The 18,075-nt window shown below is 72.4% G+C and carries 17 protein-coding genes; 4 read left to right on the forward strand and 13 right to left on the reverse strand.

The window, feature by feature from the left end; all coding sequences use genetic code 11:
- Positions 1 to 13: 13 nt before the first annotated feature.
- The 11 genes from ABD973_RS11500 to ABD973_RS11550 form a co-directional block, all read right to left on the reverse strand.
- Positions 14 to 1,132, reverse strand: a complete 1,119-nt coding sequence (locus tag ABD973_RS11500) for a 3-oxoacyl-ACP synthase III family protein (protein WP_185899229.1) — start codon at positions 1,130 to 1,132, stop codon at positions 14 to 16.
- Positions 1,129 to 3,492: a beta-ketoacyl synthase N-terminal-like domain-containing protein gene (locus tag ABD973_RS11505; RefSeq protein ID WP_345500073.1), complete on the reverse strand. Its 2,364-nt coding sequence runs from the start codon at positions 3,490 to 3,492 to the stop codon at positions 1,129 to 1,131. The genes ABD973_RS11500 and ABD973_RS11505 overlap by 4 nt, the downstream gene beginning before the upstream one ends.
- A 105-nt stretch (positions 3,493 to 3,597) precedes the next feature.
- On the reverse strand, positions 3,598 to 4,887 hold the full coding sequence (locus ABD973_RS11510) for a beta-ketoacyl-[acyl-carrier-protein] synthase family protein (RefSeq protein WP_125594610.1): 1,290 nt from the start codon (positions 4,885 to 4,887) through the stop codon (positions 3,598 to 3,600).
- The gene (locus ABD973_RS11515; RefSeq protein ID WP_345500074.1) at positions 4,884 to 5,336 is read right to left on the reverse strand and encodes an ApeI family dehydratase; all 453 of its coding nucleotides are present in this window, start codon (positions 5,334 to 5,336) and stop codon (positions 4,884 to 4,886) included. The genes ABD973_RS11510 and ABD973_RS11515 overlap by 4 nt, the downstream gene beginning before the upstream one ends.
- Positions 5,333 to 6,595 carry a beta-ketoacyl-[acyl-carrier-protein] synthase family protein gene (locus ABD973_RS11520; RefSeq protein ID WP_345500075.1) on the reverse strand — a complete coding sequence of 421 codons (1,263 nt, stop codon included), beginning with the start codon at positions 6,593 to 6,595 and terminating at the stop codon, positions 5,333 to 5,335. Before ABD973_RS11520 ends, ABD973_RS11515 begins: the two co-directional genes overlap by 4 nt.
- Entirely contained in the window at positions 6,592 to 7,044 is a 453-nt protein-coding gene (locus ABD973_RS11525) for a hotdog family protein (RefSeq protein WP_125594613.1), read from the reverse strand. Before ABD973_RS11525 ends, ABD973_RS11520 begins: the two co-directional genes overlap by 4 nt.
- A gap of 10 nt (positions 7,045 to 7,054) precedes the next feature.
- On the reverse strand, positions 7,055 to 7,825 hold the full coding sequence (locus ABD973_RS11530; RefSeq protein WP_125594614.1) for an SDR family NAD(P)-dependent oxidoreductase: 771 nt from the start codon (positions 7,823 to 7,825) through the stop codon (positions 7,055 to 7,057).
- A 14-nt stretch (positions 7,826 to 7,839) separates the two neighbouring features.
- On the reverse strand, positions 7,840 to 8,289 hold the full coding sequence (acpS, locus tag ABD973_RS11535; protein ID WP_125822252.1) for a holo-ACP synthase: 450 nt from the start codon (positions 8,287 to 8,289) through the stop codon (positions 7,840 to 7,842).
- On the reverse strand, positions 8,261 to 8,671 hold the full coding sequence (locus tag ABD973_RS11540; RefSeq protein ID WP_125594616.1) for an acyl carrier protein: 411 nt from the start codon (positions 8,669 to 8,671) through the stop codon (positions 8,261 to 8,263). Before ABD973_RS11540 ends, acpS begins: the two co-directional genes overlap by 29 nt.
- A gap of 47 nt (positions 8,672 to 8,718) precedes the next feature.
- Positions 8,719 to 9,684, reverse strand: a complete 966-nt coding sequence (fabD, locus tag ABD973_RS11545) for an ACP S-malonyltransferase (protein ID WP_125822251.1) — start codon at positions 9,682 to 9,684, stop codon at positions 8,719 to 8,721.
- Between the two features lie 236 nt (positions 9,685 to 9,920).
- A complete protein-coding gene (locus tag ABD973_RS11550) occupies positions 9,921 to 10,997 on the reverse strand; it encodes a DUF6081 family protein (protein ID WP_241253360.1) in 1,077 nt (358 codons plus the stop codon).
- 181 nt (positions 10,998 to 11,178) lie between these two features.
- On the opposite strand from ABD973_RS11550, the gene ABD973_RS11555 reads away from it, so the two are divergent.
- Genes ABD973_RS11555 through ABD973_RS11565 form a run of 3 tightly spaced genes read left to right on the forward strand, consistent with a single transcriptional unit; the run spans position 11,179 to position 13,753 of the window.
- Positions 11,179 to 12,765, forward strand: a complete 1,587-nt coding sequence (locus ABD973_RS11555; RefSeq protein ID WP_125822250.1) for an acyl-CoA carboxylase subunit beta — start codon at positions 11,179 to 11,181, stop codon at positions 12,763 to 12,765.
- Positions 12,762 to 12,989, forward strand: a complete 228-nt coding sequence (locus ABD973_RS11560; protein ID WP_125822249.1) for an acyl-CoA carboxylase epsilon subunit — start codon at positions 12,762 to 12,764, stop codon at positions 12,987 to 12,989. Before ABD973_RS11555 ends, ABD973_RS11560 begins: the two co-directional genes overlap by 4 nt.
- A gap of 29 nt (positions 12,990 to 13,018) precedes the next feature.
- Entirely contained in the window at positions 13,019 to 13,753 is a 735-nt protein-coding gene (locus tag ABD973_RS11565) for a 4'-phosphopantetheinyl transferase family protein (protein ID WP_241253359.1), read from the forward strand.
- 146 nt (positions 13,754 to 13,899) lie between these two features.
- On the opposite strand, the gene ABD973_RS11570 is transcribed toward ABD973_RS11565, so the two are convergent.
- Positions 13,900 to 15,732 carry a phosphoenolpyruvate carboxykinase (GTP) gene (locus ABD973_RS11570; protein ID WP_125594620.1) on the reverse strand — a complete coding sequence of 611 codons (1,833 nt, stop codon included), beginning with the start codon at positions 15,730 to 15,732 and terminating at the stop codon, positions 13,900 to 13,902.
- Positions 15,733 to 15,951: 219 nt separating this feature from the next.
- On the opposite strand from ABD973_RS11570, the gene trhA reads away from it, so the two are divergent.
- Positions 15,952 to 16,662, forward strand: a complete 711-nt coding sequence (trhA, locus tag ABD973_RS11575) for a PAQR family membrane homeostasis protein TrhA (RefSeq protein ID WP_386381579.1) — start codon at positions 15,952 to 15,954, stop codon at positions 16,660 to 16,662.
- An 8-nt stretch (positions 16,663 to 16,670) separates the two neighbouring features.
- Here the strand turns inward: trhA and ABD973_RS11580 are convergent, their stop codons facing one another.
- On the reverse strand, positions 16,671 to 18,047 hold the full coding sequence (locus tag ABD973_RS11580; RefSeq protein WP_345500076.1) for a virginiamycin B lyase family protein: 1,377 nt from the start codon (positions 18,045 to 18,047) through the stop codon (positions 16,671 to 16,673).
- Positions 18,048 to 18,075: the final 28 nt, after the last annotated feature.

Raw genomic sequence — 18,075 nt, forward strand, 5'->3', positions numbered from 1 at the left:
GGCGGGGCGGGGATCAGGCGGCGGGGACCGGCGCGGGGGCGTGCCAGGTGAGCGACAGGCCGGTGTAGACGTAGCGGCTGGCCTCGATGCCGAGCAGCACGACCTTGTGGCCGGGCTGGATCCGGCCCGACGTCCAGGCGGCGTCCAGGGCCAGGGGCACGGCGGCGGAGCCGGTGGCGCCCACTTCGGCGAGGTTCTCGACGATCTTTCCGGTCTTCAGGGCCTCGTCGTCGGCGGCGGACAGGCCGGCGTCCTCGTACTCGCGGGCGAAGTAGTCGGCGTTGCCCTCGGGCAGCACCAGCGCGTCGAGGTCGCTCAGCGACCAGCCGGAGCGCTGTGACATGTCCTTGATGGCCTCGACGAAGACCCGGGGGCCGAAGGTCGTGGTGCCGGGCACGTCCACCTTCATGTCGATCAGCCGCTTGCGGCGCAGCTGCTCGGCCTGCGACACGTCCGTGCCGCCGCCGATGATCTCCATGCCGGGCTTGCGGAGGCCGCCCATGCAGGCGTTGACGAAGGCGAAGTCGTCCTGGTGGCCGGCTTCGGCGGGCTCGGCCCGCAGCAGGACCGCGCCGGCGCCGTCGCCGAAGGTGTACAGGGTCAGGCGTTCGCGCATGCGGACCTTGAAGGGGTCCTTGCCGATGAACATCGGGGCCATCAGCGGCGAGATCGCCTCGCTGCCGATGACGAGCGCGGTGCGCGCCGTGCCGTCGGCGAGCTGGCGGCGTGCGATGTCCAGGGCCTGTACCCAGCCGGCGCAGGCGCCGCGCACCTCGATGGCGGCGCACCGCTCCAGGCCGAGGTAGTGCTGCACGGTCGTGGCGACGTTCGGCAGGAGGTACTCGGGGCTCGCGGTGCACACGACCAGCAGGTCGATCTCGTCCGCGCCGACGCCCGCCCGTTCGAGGGCCTGGCGTCCCGCCGCCTCCGCCATGCGGCTGTTGGAGGTGAGGTGCTCGCCGGTGACCGTGTCGATCATCCAGTGGCGGGTCTCGACCTGGATCCCGGCCAGGACGTCGTCCGGGAGGGGGCCGACGATCTTCTCGATCCCGGTGTTGTCGATCGGGTCTCCGGGGACGTACCCGCCGGTGGAGAGGATCTTCACGCTGAGGTTCTCGGTGGTGCCGGTCATCGGGCGGACTCCGTTCGGGAGGTCGGGGCGGGAGACAGCACGATCGAGGTGTGCGTCCCGCCCAGCGAAGAGCTGTTGATCAGGGCGTCGCCCCGGGAGGGGCCGTGCTGCCAGGAGCCGATGGCGAGCACCGCCGCCAGCTGCGCGCCCGCGCCGACCGGCTCGCCCAGCGAGCGCTTGGGGGTGCGGACGGGGACGTCGGCACCGTCCAGCAGCCGGTCCAGGGCGGCGGCCTCGGGCCGGTCCACCGGGGTCAGTCCGGCGGCGTTGGCCCACACCTCGGCCAGCTCGCCCGGTGCGACCCCGGCGTCCGCGAGGGCGGCGCGCATGGCCCGTTCCAGGCCGTCGCCGGCCGGGTCCCAGCGGCCCACGCCGGCCGCGTCGGAGGCCGTCGCGTGGGAGCGGACCACGGCGTGGACGGTCGCGCCGCGCTCGCGGGCGGCCCCGGCGCGTTCCAGCACGAGGGCGATGCCGCCCTCGGTCAGGGTGTAGTCGGCGGCGGACCGCGAGCCGAACAGCGGGAGGGTGCGGTAGCCGTCGAGCGCGCCGGGCGAGAAGGCGTCGACCGCCGGGACCAGGATCCGGTCGGCCCGCCCGCTGCGCAGCAGGTCGTGGGCGACGCCGATGGCGGCGGCGCCCGCGGCGTGCCCCGAGGTGAGGGTGGAGGTCGGGCCCTTGACTCCGAGGGCCATCGCGACCTGGCCGGCCGCGGCGTTGTACACGGTGTTGGGGAAGACCCCCGGGTTGCCCGCGGCGGGCCCGTCGGTGAGCAGCGGGAGGAAGAACCGCTCGTTGCTCTCGACGGGGCCGATGCCGGTGCCGAGGACCACGCCGGTCGCCGCGCGTTGGTCGTCGCCGGTCACCCCCGCGTGTTCCAGGGCCGCCCGGCAGGCGGCGATGGCGAGCTGCGAGATGCGGTCCATGCGGCGGCGTTCCTTGCGGGTGCCGGCCGCTTCCGGGTCGAAGACGGCGCGGGCGACCCGCAGTCCGTCCTCGTCCGCGCCGGGGCGGGTGCCGGCCTCGAAGGCCTGCCACAGGGCTTCGGCCCCGTCGCCGGCGGCGGTCAGCGCGCTGAAGCCGGTGACGACCACGTCGTCGTGGTCCTCGTCGGCGGGGCCCTCGAAGAGGGCTCCGGGGCGGGCGTAGGCGACCGTGGCGTTGGCTCCGCCGAAGGCGAAGTTGTTGGAGAGCGCCACGTCCAGGTCCATGGGGCGGCCCGTGCCGGGGATCGGGTCGAGGCCGCACTGCGGGTCGGTCTCGGTGAAGCCCGCGGTGGGCGGGGCGATCTGGTCGCGCAGGGCGAGCACCGTCGCTATGCCCTCGACCGCTCCGGCCGCGCCCAGCAGGTGGCCCACCATGGACTTCGTGCTGCTCAGGGCGGTCTTCTCGGCCGCCTCGCCGAGGGCCAGGCGCACCGCGCCGCTCTCGGCGGAGTCGTTCTTGGGGGTGCCGGTGCCGTGCCCGTTGACGTAGCGCACGTCCTCGGGCGCCAGTCCGGCGGAGGCGAGCGCCGCGCGGATCGCACGGGCCGCGCCCTCGCCCTCGGGGTGGGGGGCGGTGGGGTGGTAGCCGTCGGCGGACAGGCCGTAGCCGAGGACTTCGGCGAGCACGGGGGCGCCGAGGCGGGCCGCGGCGTCCGCCGACAGCAGGACGAACATGCCGCTTCCCTCGCCGAGCGAGAGCCCGGAGCGGTCCCTGGAGTAGGGGGCGGCCGGCTTGGCGGACAGCGATTCCAGGCCGCTGAAGCCGGCGAACGCGGTCTCCGTGAAGGCGTCGCTGCCGCCGACGAGCATGGCGTCGGCGCGGCCGGCCCGGATCACCTCCAGGGCGTGGGCCATGGCGTGGGCACCGGAGGCGCAGGCGGTGTTGACCGAGAGCACCGGCCCCTTGATCCCGAAGGCGGCGCCGAGCGCCTCGGCCCCGGCCTGGGGCGGTACGAGGGCGTACCGCTGCCAGTCGGGCTCCTCGTCGGCGGCGCGAGCGCGCAGTGCGTGTTCGGCACTGCGCCAGCCGCCGTTGCAGGTGCCGTAGGCGACGCCCCAGCGCTCGGCGGGGATCTCGACGCCGGGGGTGAGGCCCGAGGCGCCCAGTGCCTCCTCGGCCGCGACCAGTGCGAAGTCGACCGAGGGCTCACGGACCCCGTCGTGCGAGGTGTACGCGTAGGCGGGCTTCCGGGTCGCGGTGACCTCGCCTCCGATGGCGGTCTGGTAGCCGTCCATCGGCAGGCCGCGTACCGGTCGGATCGCGACGCGGCCCGTGCGGACGCCTTCCCAGAACTCTTCGGCGGTGCCCCCTTGGGAGGTGATCGCGCCCACGCCGGATACCACCACCCGCGCAACGCCGGAAGGCATGTTCTCCATGTGTCTGACTCCTCCTGACCTGGGTTTCCCGTCTCCTCGGACGGACTGGACGAACTGGATGTACCGGCCCTCCGGGGTGGTGGAGGGGTGGGGACTCGGCACGGGCTAGGCCGCCCGTCCCAGGGCCAGCGCGACGGCCTGCCCTTCGAGGCCGCGGGCCAGGGCGAGGGCCGTGCCGGGCCGGATGTCGCGGGCCTCGCCGCGGACGAGGTCCATGTCGCAGGCCGCGTCGGGGGTTTCGAGGTTGGCGGTGGCCGGCACCGCGCCGTAGTGCAGGGCGAGCGCCGACACCGCGACGTTGAGCGCGCCGGCGCCGCCGACGAGGTGGCCGGTCTGCGGCTTGACGCTGCTGATCGGGACCGACCGGGAGGCCTCGCCGAGCGCGGTGCGCAGGGCGGCGGTCTCACTGCGGTCGCCGATCTTGGTCGCGGCTCCGTGGGAGGCGATGTAGCCGAGGTCGGCCGGGTTGAGCCGGGCGTCGTCCAGGGCCCGGCGCACGGCCCGGACGAGACCGCGGCCCTCGGGGTCGGTGGCGGGCGGGGTGCGCCCGTCGTGGCCGTTGCCCACGCCCCGCAGCTCGGCGTAGATCCGGGCGCCGCGGGCGAGCGCGGCCTCCTTCTCCTCCAGGACCAGCAGCGCGCCGCCCTCGCCGAGCACGGCTCCGCTGCGGGTCTGGTCGTAGGGCCTGAAGGCGGTCTCGCCGAGGTCGTTGCGGGTGGTGAGGACGCCCATGCGGTCCATGTGCGTCATCGACCACCAGCTGGTGGCGTCCTCGTACCCGCCGGCGATGATCCGGTCGGCGTCTCCGCGCTGGATGGCCCGCACGGCCCGCGCGATGGCGGTGGCGCCGGCGTCGGCGGTCCCGGCGAAGAAGGCGTTGGCGCCGCGGATGCCGAAGGTCTGCGAGATGTGGAAGACCGCGCCCGGCTGGAGCCCCTCGACGAAGAAGAGCGGCGGCATGATGGTGTCGGCCTTCTCGCCGAGCGCCTTCATGTCGGCCGTGCCGTCCGGGCGGCGGACCGTCCGCAGCCCCTTGATCAGCTGGTCCATCCGGCCCATCGACTTGTTGCCGCCGAGGAACAGGCCGGTGCGCAGGCCCAGTTCGGTGCCGGTGTCGATGCCGGCGTCCGCCAGGGCCAGGGAGGCCGCCGCGAGACCGAGCTGGTCGCCGCGGTTCATGGTGTTCAGCTGGCGCCGGGTGGCGAAGCGGCCGGGGTCGAACCCGTCGATCTCCGCGCCCAGCGTGGTCTGGAGCCGGGAGGTGTCGTAGGCCTGGATCCGCCTGACGCCGGTCCGGCCGTCGACGATGGCCTTCCAGTTGGCCTCGCCGCCTTCGCCGAGCGCGGTCAGCAGGCCGATGCCGCTGATCACTACCTGGCGTCCGATGCCGCTCATCGCTGCTCCTTGGGGGATTCGCCGACTGTGGCCGGGGCGGGGAGCCGGCGTACGAGGGTCAACTGCCGGACGGTGGCCACGGGCCGGCCGTCCACCGTCGCGGTGATCTTGAAGTGGAGGGTGTCGTCGCCGTCGCGGCCGGTGAGCTCCGCGACGATGTCCACCTGGTCGCCCGGCCGGACCGGCCGCCGCCAGCGGACCCGGGCCGCCTCCCCGGGGCGCCAGCCGTACTCGGCCGCCGGCGCGGCCAGGGCGGCCACGTCGGCGGCGCTCGCGAGGAGCAGCACGCCGGGCAGGATGGGGAAGCGCGGGAAGTGGGTGGCGAAGAGGTCGAGGGTGTTGGGGACGTTGCGCACGGCTCGGGCCCGTTCGCCCGGGAGGACCTCCGGGTCGAGCAGTGCGCCGTGCACGGGGTGCCCGGTGGCGCGGTGGTCCGTCGTCACGCTCATCGCTCGTAACCGCCGACGACGAGGCTGATGTTGGTGCCGCCGAACGCGAAGGCGTTGATCAGGGCGTGCGAGACGGACTGCTCGCGGGCCGTGTTCGGTACGTAGTCCAGGTCGAGCTTGCGGTCCGGCGAGGTGAGGTTGATGGTCGGCGGCACCAGCGAGTTGTTGATGGCCCCGATCGCGGCGAGCACGTTGAGCGCGGCGCCGGCCGAGGTCAGGTGCCCGGCCATCGACTTCGGCGAGCTGATCACGAGGCGGTGGGCGTCGTCGCCGAACACCTTCTTGATCGCGACGGTCTCGGACTGGTCGTTGCCGTGGGTGCTGGTGCCGTGGGCGACGACGTAGTCGATGCCCCCGGTGCCGACTCCGGAGTCGGCGATGGCACTGGCCATCGACTCGATCGCGCCGGAGCCGTCCGGCGGCGAGTCGGTGATGCGCCAGGCGTTGAGGCTGGAGCCGTAGCCGAGGACCTCGGCGTGGATGCGGGCGCCGCGCGCCAGCGCGGATTCCAGCTCCTCCAGGACGAACAGCACCCCGCCCTCGCCGAGGACGAAGCCGGAGCGCTCGCCGTCGAAGGGGCGGCTGGCGGACTGCGGGTCGTCGTTGTACCGGTCGGTGAGAGCGCCGAGCAGGGTGAAGCCGAGCACGTCCATCCACGACGTCAGCGAGTCGAAGCCGCCGGCCACCATCAGGGTGGCGTCGCCCTCCTGGATGGCCCGGAAGGCCTCGCCGATGGCGTGGCCGGAGCCGGAGCAGGCGGTGCTGACGCCCATGAGCGGGCCCGTCGCGTCGAACAGCCGCGCGATGGCCGCGGCGGGCACGTTCTGGCTGAACTCCAGCGACTCGGACGGCGTGTACGGCAGGAACGCCGTCTCCTCGCCCGTGGTCTCCCGCAGCTCGCCGACGTCGAGCAGCCACTGCAGGCCGGGGCGGCCGACGCTGGCGCCGACGCAGACGCCCATCTCGCCGCTCTCGTAGGTGTCGCGGTCCACTCCCGCGTCGCGCAGCGCCTCCCGGGCGGCCGCGAGGCCGAACTGTCCGGGCCTGGACAGGTGGCGCAGGCCGACCTCGCGCGGGACCAGGTCCTTCAGCCGGAAGTCTTTGACCTGGCCGGCGATCCGTACGGGGAACCCGTCCGTTTCGATGGTGGTCAGTTCACCGACGCCGCTGCGGCCGGTGGCCAGTCCTTCCCAGGTGGTCGGGGCGTCGTTCCCCAGGGGGGTCACCGCCCCGATCCCCGTGATCACTACACGCTTCATCGCAGCACCTCCGTGCGCAGCAGATGCCGGCCCATTCGCTCGGTGTCCTCCGGGTCTTCGAGCTGGTCGCTGCCGAGGGCGGCACACATCAGGCCGCTGACCTCCAGCACCGTCCGGTCGCCGACGCGGACGGTGCCGTCCAGGGTCACGGCCGTCTCGTCGAACGAGACGATTCGGACATCAAGGTCGAGTACGTCGCCGGGGAGCACCTCGGCGTGCCAGCGCACGCCGGCGGCGCTCGCCAGGGCGGCACGCCTCTTGTAGCCGGTGCTCAACAGCAGGAGCCAGGTGCCCGCCTGGGCCAGCGCCTCCAGGACCAGCGCGGCGGGCATCACGGCCCCGTCCGGCGTGGGGGTCCAGTAGGACTCGTCGGCGGAGGTGACCTTGCGCCCCCGCAGACGTACCCCGGACTCCCACGCGTCGATGCGGTCGATCAGGTGGAATCGCACGTCCCGGCCCCTACTTGGCCCGGCCCAGGCCGAGCTGGCCCGCCCAGCCGCCGTCGACCCGCAGCAGTTCGCCGGTGACGTACGAGGAGTCCTCGCCGGCGAGGAAGGAGACGGCACCGGCCACCTGCTCGGGCGTGGCGAACTCGCGGAACGGCAGCTGGCGCTTGATGTTCTTGCCGCCGTCCTTCTCCAGCAGCCCGCCGATCAGGTCGGTGGCCGTGTATCCCGCGAGGACGGCGTTGACGCGGATCTCGAAGCGCGCCAGCTCGATGGCGGCGGCGCGGGTGAAGGAGTTCACGGCGCCCTTGGAGGCGGAGTAGTTGGACTGCCCCACCCATCCGCCCTCCCCCATGACGGAGGAGATGTTGACGACGTTGCCCTCGCGCTGGGACATGAAGTGCCCGGCCACGGCGTGGGTGCAGTTGTAGACACCGCCGACGTTGACCTTGAGCACCTCCCACCAGTCCGCGGGAGCCTGGTCGTAGATGAGGCCGTCCTGCGCCACCCCGGCGTTGTTCACCAGGACGTGCAGGCCGCCCAGGCCGTCGATCGTCTCCCGTACCAGCCGCTGGGCGGCCTCGGGGTCCGACACGTCGGCCTGCAGGGCGATCGCCCGGCCCCCCGCCGAGGTGATCTCCTCGACGACGCGCTCCGCCTCGTCCTTGCGCGAGCGGTAGTTGACGGCGACGGCAGCACCGTCGGCGGCGAGGCGGAGCGCGATGGCCCGCCCGATGCCGCGTGAGCTGCCGGTGACCAGAGCGACGCGGCCTTCGAGCGTCATGAGTCGTTTCCTCCTTATTGGTTCCACACCAGGAGCGCCTGGGCTATCGCCAGCCCAGCGCTGTGAGTCAAAGAAATGTCGAGCTGCTGCATCCCCAGCCGCTCGGCCTCTGCGGCCACCTCGCCGTACAACCTGACCGTCGGACGGCCGGCGCGGTCGTTGACGACCTCTATGTCGGTCCACTCCATGCCGGCCGCCATGCCGGTGCCCAGTGCTTTGAGCACGGCTTCCTTGGCGGCGAAACGGGCGGCCAGGTGGTCACCGGGGCGGCGTCTTCGGCGGCAGTAGGACCGTTCACGGGCGGTGAAGACCTGCTCCTCGAATCCGGTCTCCGAAGCGAGGAGTTCGTCGATCCGCCCGATCGCGATCACGTCCGTGCCGATGCGCATCCGGGGCAGGACGGGGCGGCCGGCCGACGACCGCTCCACCGCGTCGTCAGGCCGCGGCCAGGGTGCTGTCGGCACGTTCCGCGACCATGTCCGTAAGGTTCTGGACGGTGAACAGGGTGAGCACCTCGTCCGCGACGAGCTTGCCGGCGAGGGCGTCCGTGTCGATCTGCGGGAGCACCTTCTTCAGCTGCGCGAGGCCGACCGCGGTGATGACGTCGTCCTCGTCGGCGAAGTCCTCGTCCGGGATGCCGCCCTGGATGACCTCGGTGAGGTCGGCCATCTTCACCTTCACGCCGGAGGCGCGCTCGATGCGGAAGAGGATGTCCAGGAGGTCGATCGACTCGGCGTCCAGGTCGCCGAGGAGGGTCGCGTCGGGCACGACCTCCTCGGTGTCGAGGCCGAGCGCTTCGGCGATGGAGTTCTGGACGACGGCGTCGAGGCTGGCGTTGTTCGTCATGCGTGAATCACCTGTTTCCTGATCGGATGTTGTGTGTGGGTCGTGGGTCAGACCGGGACCGGCGCGGTGGCCGCGAGCGTGCCGACGAGCGCGCCCAGGCGCCGCTCGTCACCGGTGCTCGCCACCCGCGCGTCCGGGTCCGTACGGCGGACCAGCCCGTTGAGCACCCGGCCCGGACCCACTTCGATGTAGGTCTCGGTGGGGAGCCCGCCGGCCCGCCTGACCACGTCCACCCAGCGGACGGGTCCGCTGAGCTGACGGCGCAGCAGCTCCCGCGCCTGCTCGCCGTCGCGTACGTGGTCACCCGTCACCGAGCTGATGACGGGCAGTACCGGGTCCGCGAAGGAGTGGCCGGCCAGCTCGCCGGCGAACTCCTCCTCGATGGCGCTCATCAGGGAGCAGTGGAAGGGCGCGCCCACCTTCAGCGCGACGACCTTCTCGGCCCCCTCCAGGAGCGCCGCGCGGCCCGCCGCCTCGACGGCGGCGGCCTCGCCGGACAGGACGGTCTGCGTCGGCTCGTTGAAGTTGGCCACCTCGACCAGCCCCGTCGCACGGGCCTGCTCGCAGATCCGGACGACCTGCTCGGCGGACAGTCCCAGAACCGCTGCCATCGCGCCCGGCTGCTTTCGGCCCACCTCCGCCATGAGCCGACCGCGTACCCGGACGAGACGGAGCGCCGACTCCGGCGACAGGACCCCGGCCGCGACCAGGGCCGCGTACTCGCCCAGGCTGTGACCGGCCACCGCGCCGGGCGCGCAGCCCGCCTCGCGCAGGACCTGCCAGGTGGCCAGGCTCGTCGCGAGGATCGCGGGCTGGGTGATGTCGGTGGCGGCGAGTTCCTCCGCCGTTCCGGTGGTGCAGATGTCGGAGAGCGGCATGCCGAGCACGGCGTCCGCCTCCTCGAACACCCGCCGGGCGGCGGAATACCGCTCCAGCAGGTGAGTGGCCATGCCGGCCCGCTGAGACCCCTGTCCGGGGAACATCACCAGGTCGGCGGAGCTGTTCGAGTTCATCAGTGGAGTTCCTTCGGTACCTCGTGGCCCGGCCGGGCGGCGCGGTCTGCGTCGACCGTTCCCGGGATGCCGGGCCGGCGCCTCACGGCCGGCGGACCACCCGCCCGATGCGGGCTCCGACGACGTGGATGGGATCGGGCGGGCTGGTCGTGATCGGCACTGCCCTTCGAACCTAAGGCAGCCGTCCGGCCGCGCCCAGACTTCCAACGGTCAGTGGCCCTACCTCCTTAGAGGCATTACAGGCGCTCACCCGTGGTGACCTTGAGGTTGGCGGCGCGCAGGTCGACGCCCTGCCCCCAGACCCGGCTGCCGGTCCGGCTGGTCTCGTCGAGGAAGCTCTGGCCGGTGGGCGCGCCCAGCCGGGTGTTGTAGTAGAAGCCGTCCGTCGAGTCCAGGCGCACCAGGCCGCGGCCGTCCGGGCCGGCGCCGTCGAGCATCGAGAACACGCCCAGCCCGCAGGTCGCCTGCTTCGGCGCGACGACCTCCTGGGTGCCGCCGTGGTCCGTCTGGAGGTACTTCCGGTCGAGTTCGAGGGTGCCCAGCTTGTTCACGGTGAGCACGGTGAAGCCGTTGAGCTTCCAGCGGGCCCGGGTGCCGCCGTTCTCCAGCACGACCTGGGTGTTGACCTGGGTGCCCGGAGTGATGCGGGCGACCGGCACCGCGTAGGTGAACGCCGCGTAGCTGGTGCCCGGGTAGCGCAGGCGCTCGTAGAAGGCGTAGACGGTGTTGTTGGTGACGTGGAAGTCCATGACCATGCCGGTCTGGAGGTCCGCCGTGACCAGGCCCGCCGAACCGAGGCGGACGTCGCCCTGCGGGTCGCCGACCGCGGTGCCGAACGGGTGCCTGTCCATGTTGCGCGTCTGGACGGACAGCGAGGACTCGCAGGTCAGCTGCCCGTTCGGCGGGACGTCGTAACCCGGGTATCCGGTGGTGCCGTTGTGGCGGGGGTAGGCGAGCCACTTCATGTGGTCCTTGTCGCCGCCCCCGCCGGCCGCCTGCTGCCCCGTGGTCCAGGAGAACGCCGGCTGGCCCGTGACCGGGTCCGTGCCCGAGGGCACGACGTTCAGGCCGCGGGTCGAGGTGGTCGCGACGCCGTCGTCGGCCGTGAGCCCGCCGTTCTGGAACAGCTGCCAGTTGCCCGCCGTCGAGGTGTCGAAGCCGTTCTGGAAGGTGTCGCTGAAGACGGTCTTCCTGAGCATCGGGGTCTCTTCGACCTGCTCGGCCGCCACCGCTCCGGTCGCCGGCGTCACCGCCGCGGCCATGGCCACCGCCACCGCGCCGAGCGTCAGCCGCTTCTTCCAACTCGTTCTCACTGTCGTCTCCCTGAGTGGTCTCGGATGTCCTCACATCGTCGTGACCACGCGTAGAGACCGACTTAAAACTTCTTTGTCGAACGCATGAGGTCGTACTTCAACAGAGCTTTGATACCGCCTTGAACGCCGCCGGGCAGCGTGGAACGCCCCTCTTGCCGCCGATCCGAGGAAAGGGCACCACGTGAGCATCACCGAGGACCATCCGACGTGGACGCAGTCGCACCTGCGGTCGTACACCGCCGAACTCTCCGAACTGCGTGCCCGCGTGGTCCGGGGTCCCAGCGAGGCCGCCACCGAGGCACAGCACGCGAAGGGCAAGCTGACCGCCCGCGAGCGCGTCGAGTACCTCTTCGACGAGGGAACCTTCACCGAACTGGAGGGCCTGCGCCGGCACCGGGCGACCGGTTTCGGCCTGGAGAACCGCAGACCGCACACCGACGGCGTGGTGATCGGCTGGGGCCTGGTGCACGGCCGCACGGTCTTCGCCTACGCCCACGACTTCCGCATCTTCGGCGGCGCGCTCGGCGAGGCCCACGCCGAGAAGATCCACAAGGTCATGGACCTGGCCGAAGCCGCCGGGGCCCCCGTGGTGGGCCTGTGCGACGGCGCGGGCGCCCGCATCCAGGAGGGCGTCACCGCGCTCGCCGGCTACGGCGGCATCTTCCAGCGCAACGTCCGCAACTCCGGCGTCATCCCCCAGATCAGCGTGATCCTGGGCCCCTGCGCGGGCGGCGCCGCCTACTCCCCCGCGCTGACCGACTTCGTGTTCATGGTCCGCGGCATCTCCCAGATGTTCATCACCGGGCCCGACGTCGTCCAGGCGGTCACCGGCGAGGTCATCACCCAGGACGCGCTCGGCGGCGCGGACGCGCACGCCGCCACCTCCGGCGTGGCCGCCTTCGCCTACGACGACGAGCACAGCTGCCTGGACGACGTCCGCTTCCTGCTGTCCATGCTGCCCTCCAACAACCGCGAGCTGCCGCCCGCGGCCGAGTCCGACGACCCCGCGGACCGCCGCACCGAGGCCCTGCTGGACCTGGTGCCGGGCGACCCCAACCGCTCCTACGACATGCGCGAGGTCATCGCCGAAGTCGTCGACGACGGCGAGTACTTCCAGGTCCACGAACTGTGGGGCACCAACATCATCTGCGCCCTGGCCCGGCTGGACGGCCACGTCGTCGGCATCGTCGCCAACCAGCCGTCCGTCACGGCCGGCGTCCTGGACATCCACGCCTCCGAGAAGGCGGCCCGCTTCGTCCAGACCTGCGACGCCTTCAACATCCCGCTCGTGACGCTGGTCGACGTGCCCGGCTTCCTGCCCGGCGTGGACCAGGAGCACAACGGCATCATCCGGCACGGCGCGAAGCTGCTGTACGCGTACTGCAACGCCACCGTGCCCCGCATCCAGCTGATCCTGCGCAAGGCGTACGGCGGCGCCTACATCGTCATGGACTCGCGTTCCATCGGCACCGACGTGTCCCTGGCCTGGCCGAGCAACGAGATCGCCGTCATGGGCGCCGAGGGCGCGGCCAACGTGGTGTTCCGGCGCCGGATCGCCGAGGCCGACGACCCCGACGAGGCCCGCGTCCGCCTGGTCAAGGAGTACAAGACCGAGCTGATGCACCCCTACTACGCCGCCGAACGCGGCCTGGTCGACGACGTCATCGACCCGGCGGAGACCCGGTCCCGGCTGATCGGCGCCCTCGCGATGCTGCGCGGCAAGCAGGTCACCCTGCCCAGCCGCAAGCACGGGAACCAGCCCCAGTGAGCGCCGCCGAACCGCAGATCCGGATCACGCGGGGGGCTCCGGATCCCGACGAGGTGGCGGCGCTGACCGCGGTCCTGCTGGCCCTGGGCGCCGCCCGCGGCGACGCGGACGCCGGCCACGGGGCGACGACGGCGCCCGCGCCCTGGTCCCGCGACGGATCGGGCCCCGGACCGGCCGGGTCCTGGTCGGGCCGGAGCCTGCCCGCCTGGCGCGCGAACCTGTGAAGGTCCGCGTACGGCATCGGAAGGCAGAGGTGCCGAGGCCGGTCATCGGTGACGGATCCCGGCAGGGCACGCTCGTCGGCTCGCTGCTGCCCCCGGTGGTCGCCACCTCCGAGGCGTTCAGCGATCCGGTCCTGCCCACGCCGCTGTTCGCCGCCGAGGAGGAGCTGATGGCCGGCGCCTCGCCCGGCCGCCGCCGGGAGTTCAGCACCTCCCGGGCCTGCGCCCGGGAAGCCATGGCCGACCTCGGCGTGCCACCCGTCCCGGTCCTGCGCGACGCCCACGGCGCCCCGCTGTGGCCGGCCGGGGTCGTCGGGAGCATGGCGCACAGCAAGGGGTACCGGTGCGCCGCCGTGGCGCGGTCGGCCGACGTGGCGGGCATCGGCGTCGACGTCGAACCCAACGAACCGCTGCGCCACAGCATGGTGCGGGAGCGGGTGACCATCCCGGAGGAGCGCGGCCAGCTGGCCCGGCTGGGCACCTGCGAGTCGGGCATCCACTGGGACCGGCTGCTCTTCGCCGCCAAGGAGAGCGTGTACAAGGCCTGGTACCCGCTCACCGGGGTCGTCCTGGACTTCGACGAGGCCGCGGTCGCCGTGAACCCGTGGCAGGGCACCTTCAAGGCCCGGGTGCTGGGCCGGGGACCGGTCGTCGACGGCGTCCGCCTCTCCGTCTTCCACGGGCGCTGGCTCGTCGAGGACGGGCTGGTGATCACCGCCGTGGCGCTGCGCGCCCCGGACCGGGGTGCCGGCGGGCCGAACACATGACGGCGGGCCTCCACTGGGTGGAGGCCCGCCATCAGCAGACGCACGCGGCCTGTTCGGAAGGCCGCAAGGAGCCCTTGGTCGGGGATTCCCGCGTCAGCCCTCGGCCGGGGGACAGCCGGCCTCGGTTCTCGGGGTGGTGCCGGGGGCTAGCCCAGGCGCTCGACGAGCGCGTGGTACTGCTCCCACAGCTCCTTGGGGGTGTGGTCGCCGTAGGTGTTCAGGTGCTCGGGGACCAGGGCGGCCTCCTCGCGCCAGACCTCCTTGTCGACCGTGAGGAGGAAGTCGAGGTCCTCGTCGGCGATGTCGAGGCCGTCGAGGTCGAGCGAGGCCTTGGTCGGCAGGACGCCGATGGGGGTCTCGACGCCCTCGGCGGTGCCGTCGAGGCGGCCGACGATCCACTTCAGGACGCGGCTGTTCTCACCGAAGCCCGGCCACACGAACTTGCCCGCGTCGTTCTTGCGGAACCAGTTCACGTAGTAGATCTTCGGGAGCTTGCTCTGGTCCTTGTCGGCGGCGACCTTGACCCAGTGGGCCATGTAGTCACCCATGTTGTAGCCGCAGAACGGCAGCATCGCGAACGGGTCGCGGCGCAGCTCGCCGACCTTGCCCTCGGCGGCGGCGGTCTTCTCGGACGCGATGTTCGAGCCGATGAAGACGCCGTGGTTCCAGTCGAAGGACTCGGTGACCAGCGGGACGGCGGAGGCGCGGCGGCCGCCGAAGAGGATCGCGGAGACCGGGACGCCCTTGGGGTCCTCCCACTCGGGGGCGATCGTCGGGCACTGGGCGGCCGGGACGGCGAAGCGGGCGTTGGGGTGGGCGGCCGGCGTCCCCGACTCCGGGGTCCAGGCGTTGCCCTTCCAGTCGATGAGGTGCGCGGGCGCCTCCTCGGTCATGCCCTCCCACCACACGTCGCCGCCGTCGGGGGTGAGCGCGACGTTGGTGAAGACGGTGTTGGCGTACATCGTCTTCATGGCGTTGGCGTTGGTGTGCGCGCCGGTGCCGGGGGCGACGCCGAAGAAGCCGGCCTCGGGGTTGATCGCGTAGAGGCGGCCGTCCTCGCCGAAGCGCATCCAGGCGATGTCGTCGCCGATGGTCTCGACCGTCCAGCCGGGGATCGTGGGCTCCAGCATGGCCAGGTTGGTCTTGCCGCAGGCGGACGGGAACGCGGCCGCCACGTACTTGGCCTCGCCCTCGCCGGCCGGCGGGGTCAGCTTGAGGATGAGCATGTGCTCGGCGAGCCAGCCCTCGTCGCGGGCCATGACGGAGGCGATGCGCAGGGCGTAGCACTTCTTGCCGAGCAGGGCGTTGCCGCCGTAGCCGGAGCCGAAGGACCAGATCTCGCGGGTCTCGGGGAAGTGCGAGATGTACTTGGTGGTGTTGCAGGGCCACGGCACGTCGTCCTGGCCCTCGGCGAGCGGAGCGCCGAGGGTGTGGACGGCCTTGACGAAGAAGCCGTCGGAGCCGAGCTCGTCGAGGACGGCCTTGCCCATGCGGGTCATGGTGCGCATGGCGACCGCGACGTAGGCGGAGTCGGTGATCTCGACGCCGATCGCGGAGAGGTCGGAGCCGAGGGGACCCATGCAGAACGGGACGACGTACATCGTCCGGCCCTTCATGGAACCGCGGAAGATGCCCTGCTCTCCCGCGAAGATCTCCTTCATCTCCGCCGGGGCCTTCCAGTGGTTGGTCGGGCCCGCGTCCTCCTCCTTCTCGGAGCAGATGAAGGTGCGGTCCTCGACGCGCGCGACGTCGGAGGGGTCGGAGGCGGCGTAGTAGGAGTTCGGGCGCTTGGTCTCGTCGAGCTTCTTGAACGTGCCCTTGGCGACGAGCTCCTCGCACAGGCGCTCGTACTCGGCCTCGGAGCCGTCGCACCAGACGATGCGGTCCGGCTGGGTCAGGGCTGCGATCTCCTCCACCCAGGAGACGAGCTCCCGGTGGGTCGTCGGGACGGAAGTGGGAGCCGCGTTGTCGCGCGCCACGATTGCTCCTTGTTGAGGGGTTTGTTTGGTGTATGCCCCGTGGGGGCTGCGACCCGGACGCTTCGCGCTCCGCTCATCCGGTGCCGACCGCACTCATCTGATCATCCGGTGGATGTGCGCATATGTCCAGGGGGCCTCTCACGTGAGCATCGCCACGTCCGTCAATCTTCCGTAAAGAGGAAATCCGGAACCTACGGACCCGTAGGTAGCATGTGGACCATGACTTCTGACGCCGCCGCCGTGCCGAGCGCCGCACCGGTCGCACCGCTCGCGCCGCTCGTCACGGCAGGTCCGGAGGCCAAGCCGCTGATGCGCGGCTGGCTGCACACCGGGATGTTCCCCGCCGTGGTGATCGCCGGCCTGGTGCTGATGGCCTTCACCGACTCGACGAGGGCCCGCGTCGCCTGCGGGGTGTACGTCCTCACCGCCTGCCTGCTCTTCGGAGTCAGCGCCGTCTACCACCGCGGCACGTGGGGGCCGCGCGGCGAGGCCGTCCTACGGCGGCTCGACCACGCGAACATCTTCCTGATCATCGCGGGCACCTACACCCCGCTCGCGGTCCTGCTGCTGCCCGACTCCACCGGCAGGCCCCTGCTGTGGGCGGTGTGGATCGCGGCCGCGGCCGGCATCGCCTTCCGCGTCTTCTGGGTCGGCGCCCCGCGCTGGCTGTACACCCCGTGCTACATCGCGATGGGGTGGGCGGCGGTGTTCTTCCTGCCCGACTTCATGCGGACCGGCGGCATCGCCGTCCTCGTCCTGGTGATCGTCGGCGGTCTGCTGTACAGCGTGGGCGGGGTCATCTACGGGATGAAGCGTCCCAACCCCTCCCCCCGCGTCTTCGGCTTCCACGAGGTCTTCCACTCCCTGACCCTCGCGGCCTTCGTGGCCCACTACGTCGGCATCTCGCTGGCCGCGTACCGGCACGCGTAGACCGCTCCTCAGCGGCCCGAGACCGTGGTGCGCGCGGTCACCGCGTTGTTCCCGGCGACCGGGTCGAAGGTGGCGGCGGTGACCCTGGCCGCCGCCTCGACGGCGCCCCCGCCCTTCGGCCGCACCGTGACGCGGAAGGTCCGCTTCTGCCCGGCGCCGAGCGGGCCCACGTTCCAGGTCAGCTCGTCGGCCGTGGGCCGCTTGGCGTTCGGACTGGCCGACACCGTGTACGCGCCGCGCGGCTTGGCCAGCCGTACGACCGTGCCGGCCGCGGCGGAGCGGCCCTGGTTGGCCACCGTCACCGTGTAGGCGTACGCGTCGCCCGCGCGGGCCCGGCCCGGGGCCGAGAGCCGGACGGCCAGATCGGCGACCCGGCCCCCGACCTCCACGCGCCCGACCCGGTTGCCGCTCAGCTCCGTGAACCAGACGTGCCCGTCGGGCCCCGCGGCCAGGTGGAAGGGCCCGCCGTCCGGCTTCGACGGGGGCACGGCGAACTCGGTGATCCCGCCGCCCGTCGTGATCCGCCCGACCCGGCCGGTGCCGGACTCCCCGAACCAGAGGTTGCCGTCGGGGCCCGCCGCGATGCCGACCGGGCGGCTGTCGCCGGCGGGCAGCGGGAACAGCCGGGCTCTGCCCTGCGGGGTGATCCGCCCGATCGCGTGGGAGGCCGGGTCGGTGAACCAGAGGTTCCCGTCCGAGCCCGCGGTGATGTTGAAGGGGGTGCTCCCCGCCTTCGGCAGCGGGTACCCGGTGACCTTGCCGGACGGGGTGATCTTCCCGATCCGGCTGCTGCCGGGTTCCGTGAACCACAGGTTCCCGTCCGGGCCGAGGGTGATCCGGTACGGGGCGCTCTCGGTGCCGGGCAGCGGGAACTCGGTGACCTTCCCGGACGGGGTGATCCGCCCGACCCGCCCACCGTCGAACTCGGCGAACCACAGGTTCCCGTCGGGCCCCCCGGTGATGCCGGTGGGGAAGGCGCCCGCCCGCGGGAGCGGGAACCGCGCGGTCTCCCCGCCCGTGCCGATCCGGCCGATCCGGTTGCGTCCGGGCTCGCTGAACCACAGCCGGCCGTCCGCCCCGGCGGTGATGTCGTCCGGCAAGGACCCCGCGGGCAGCGGGAATTCCCTGATGACGCCCTTCGGCGTGATCCGCGCGATCCGGCCGGTGCCGCTCTCGGTGAACCACACGTTGCCGTCGGGCCCCGCCGCGATCCCGATGGGGGCGCTGCCCGCCGTGGGCGGCGTGAACCGCGTGATCCTCCCGACGCCGTCCGCGGCCCCGGCCGGCCCCGCGAGCGCCGGCGGACCGAGCAGGGCACAAGCCAGCAGTACGGCGAAGCAGCGACGGCGGACGGCGGTCGGGGCCGGCGGAGCGGTCTCGGGCATGGGCGCGGAACCTTTCGACCAGAACGTG

The sequence above is a fragment of the Streptomyces racemochromogenes genome (genome assembly GCF_039535215.1).
Classification (GTDB): Bacteria; Actinomycetota; Actinomycetes; order Streptomycetales; family Streptomycetaceae; genus Streptomyces; species Streptomyces racemochromogenes.

Bases quoted from the DNA above. Each gene is read 5' to 3' on its own strand.
- ABD973_RS11515 (WP_345500074.1), bottom strand. From the start codon at position 5,336: ATGAGCGTGACGACGGACCACCGCGCCACCGGGCACCCCGTGCACGGC.
- ABD973_RS11500 (WP_185899229.1), bottom strand. From the start codon at position 1,132: ATGACCGGCACCACCGAGAACCTCAGCGTGAAGATCCTCTCCACCGGC.
- ABD973_RS11540 (WP_125594616.1), bottom strand. From the start codon at position 8,671: ATGACGAACAACGCCAGCCTCGACGCCGTCGTCCAGAACTCCATCGCC.
- trhA (WP_386381579.1), top strand. From the start codon at position 15,952: ATGACTTCTGACGCCGCCGCCGTGCCGAGCGCCGCACCGGTCGCACCG.
- ABD973_RS11510 (WP_125594610.1), bottom strand. From the start codon at position 4,887: ATGAGCGGCATCGGACGCCAGGTAGTGATCAGCGGCATCGGCCTGCTG.
- fabD (WP_125822251.1), bottom strand. From the start codon at position 9,684: ATGAACTCGAACAGCTCCGCCGACCTGGTGATGTTCCCCGGACAGGGG.
- ABD973_RS11530 (WP_125594614.1), bottom strand. From the start codon at position 7,825: ATGACGCTCGAAGGCCGCGTCGCTCTGGTCACCGGCAGCTCACGCGGC.
- ABD973_RS11505 (WP_345500073.1), bottom strand. From the start codon at position 3,492: ATGGAGAACATGCCTTCCGGCGTTGCGCGGGTGGTGGTATCCGGCGTG.
- ABD973_RS11580 (WP_345500076.1), bottom strand. From the start codon at position 18,047: ATGCCCGAGACCGCTCCGCCGGCCCCGACCGCCGTCCGCCGTCGCTGC.
- ABD973_RS11520 (WP_345500075.1), bottom strand. From the start codon at position 6,595: ATGAAGCGTGTAGTGATCACGGGGATCGGGGCGGTGACCCCCCTGGGG.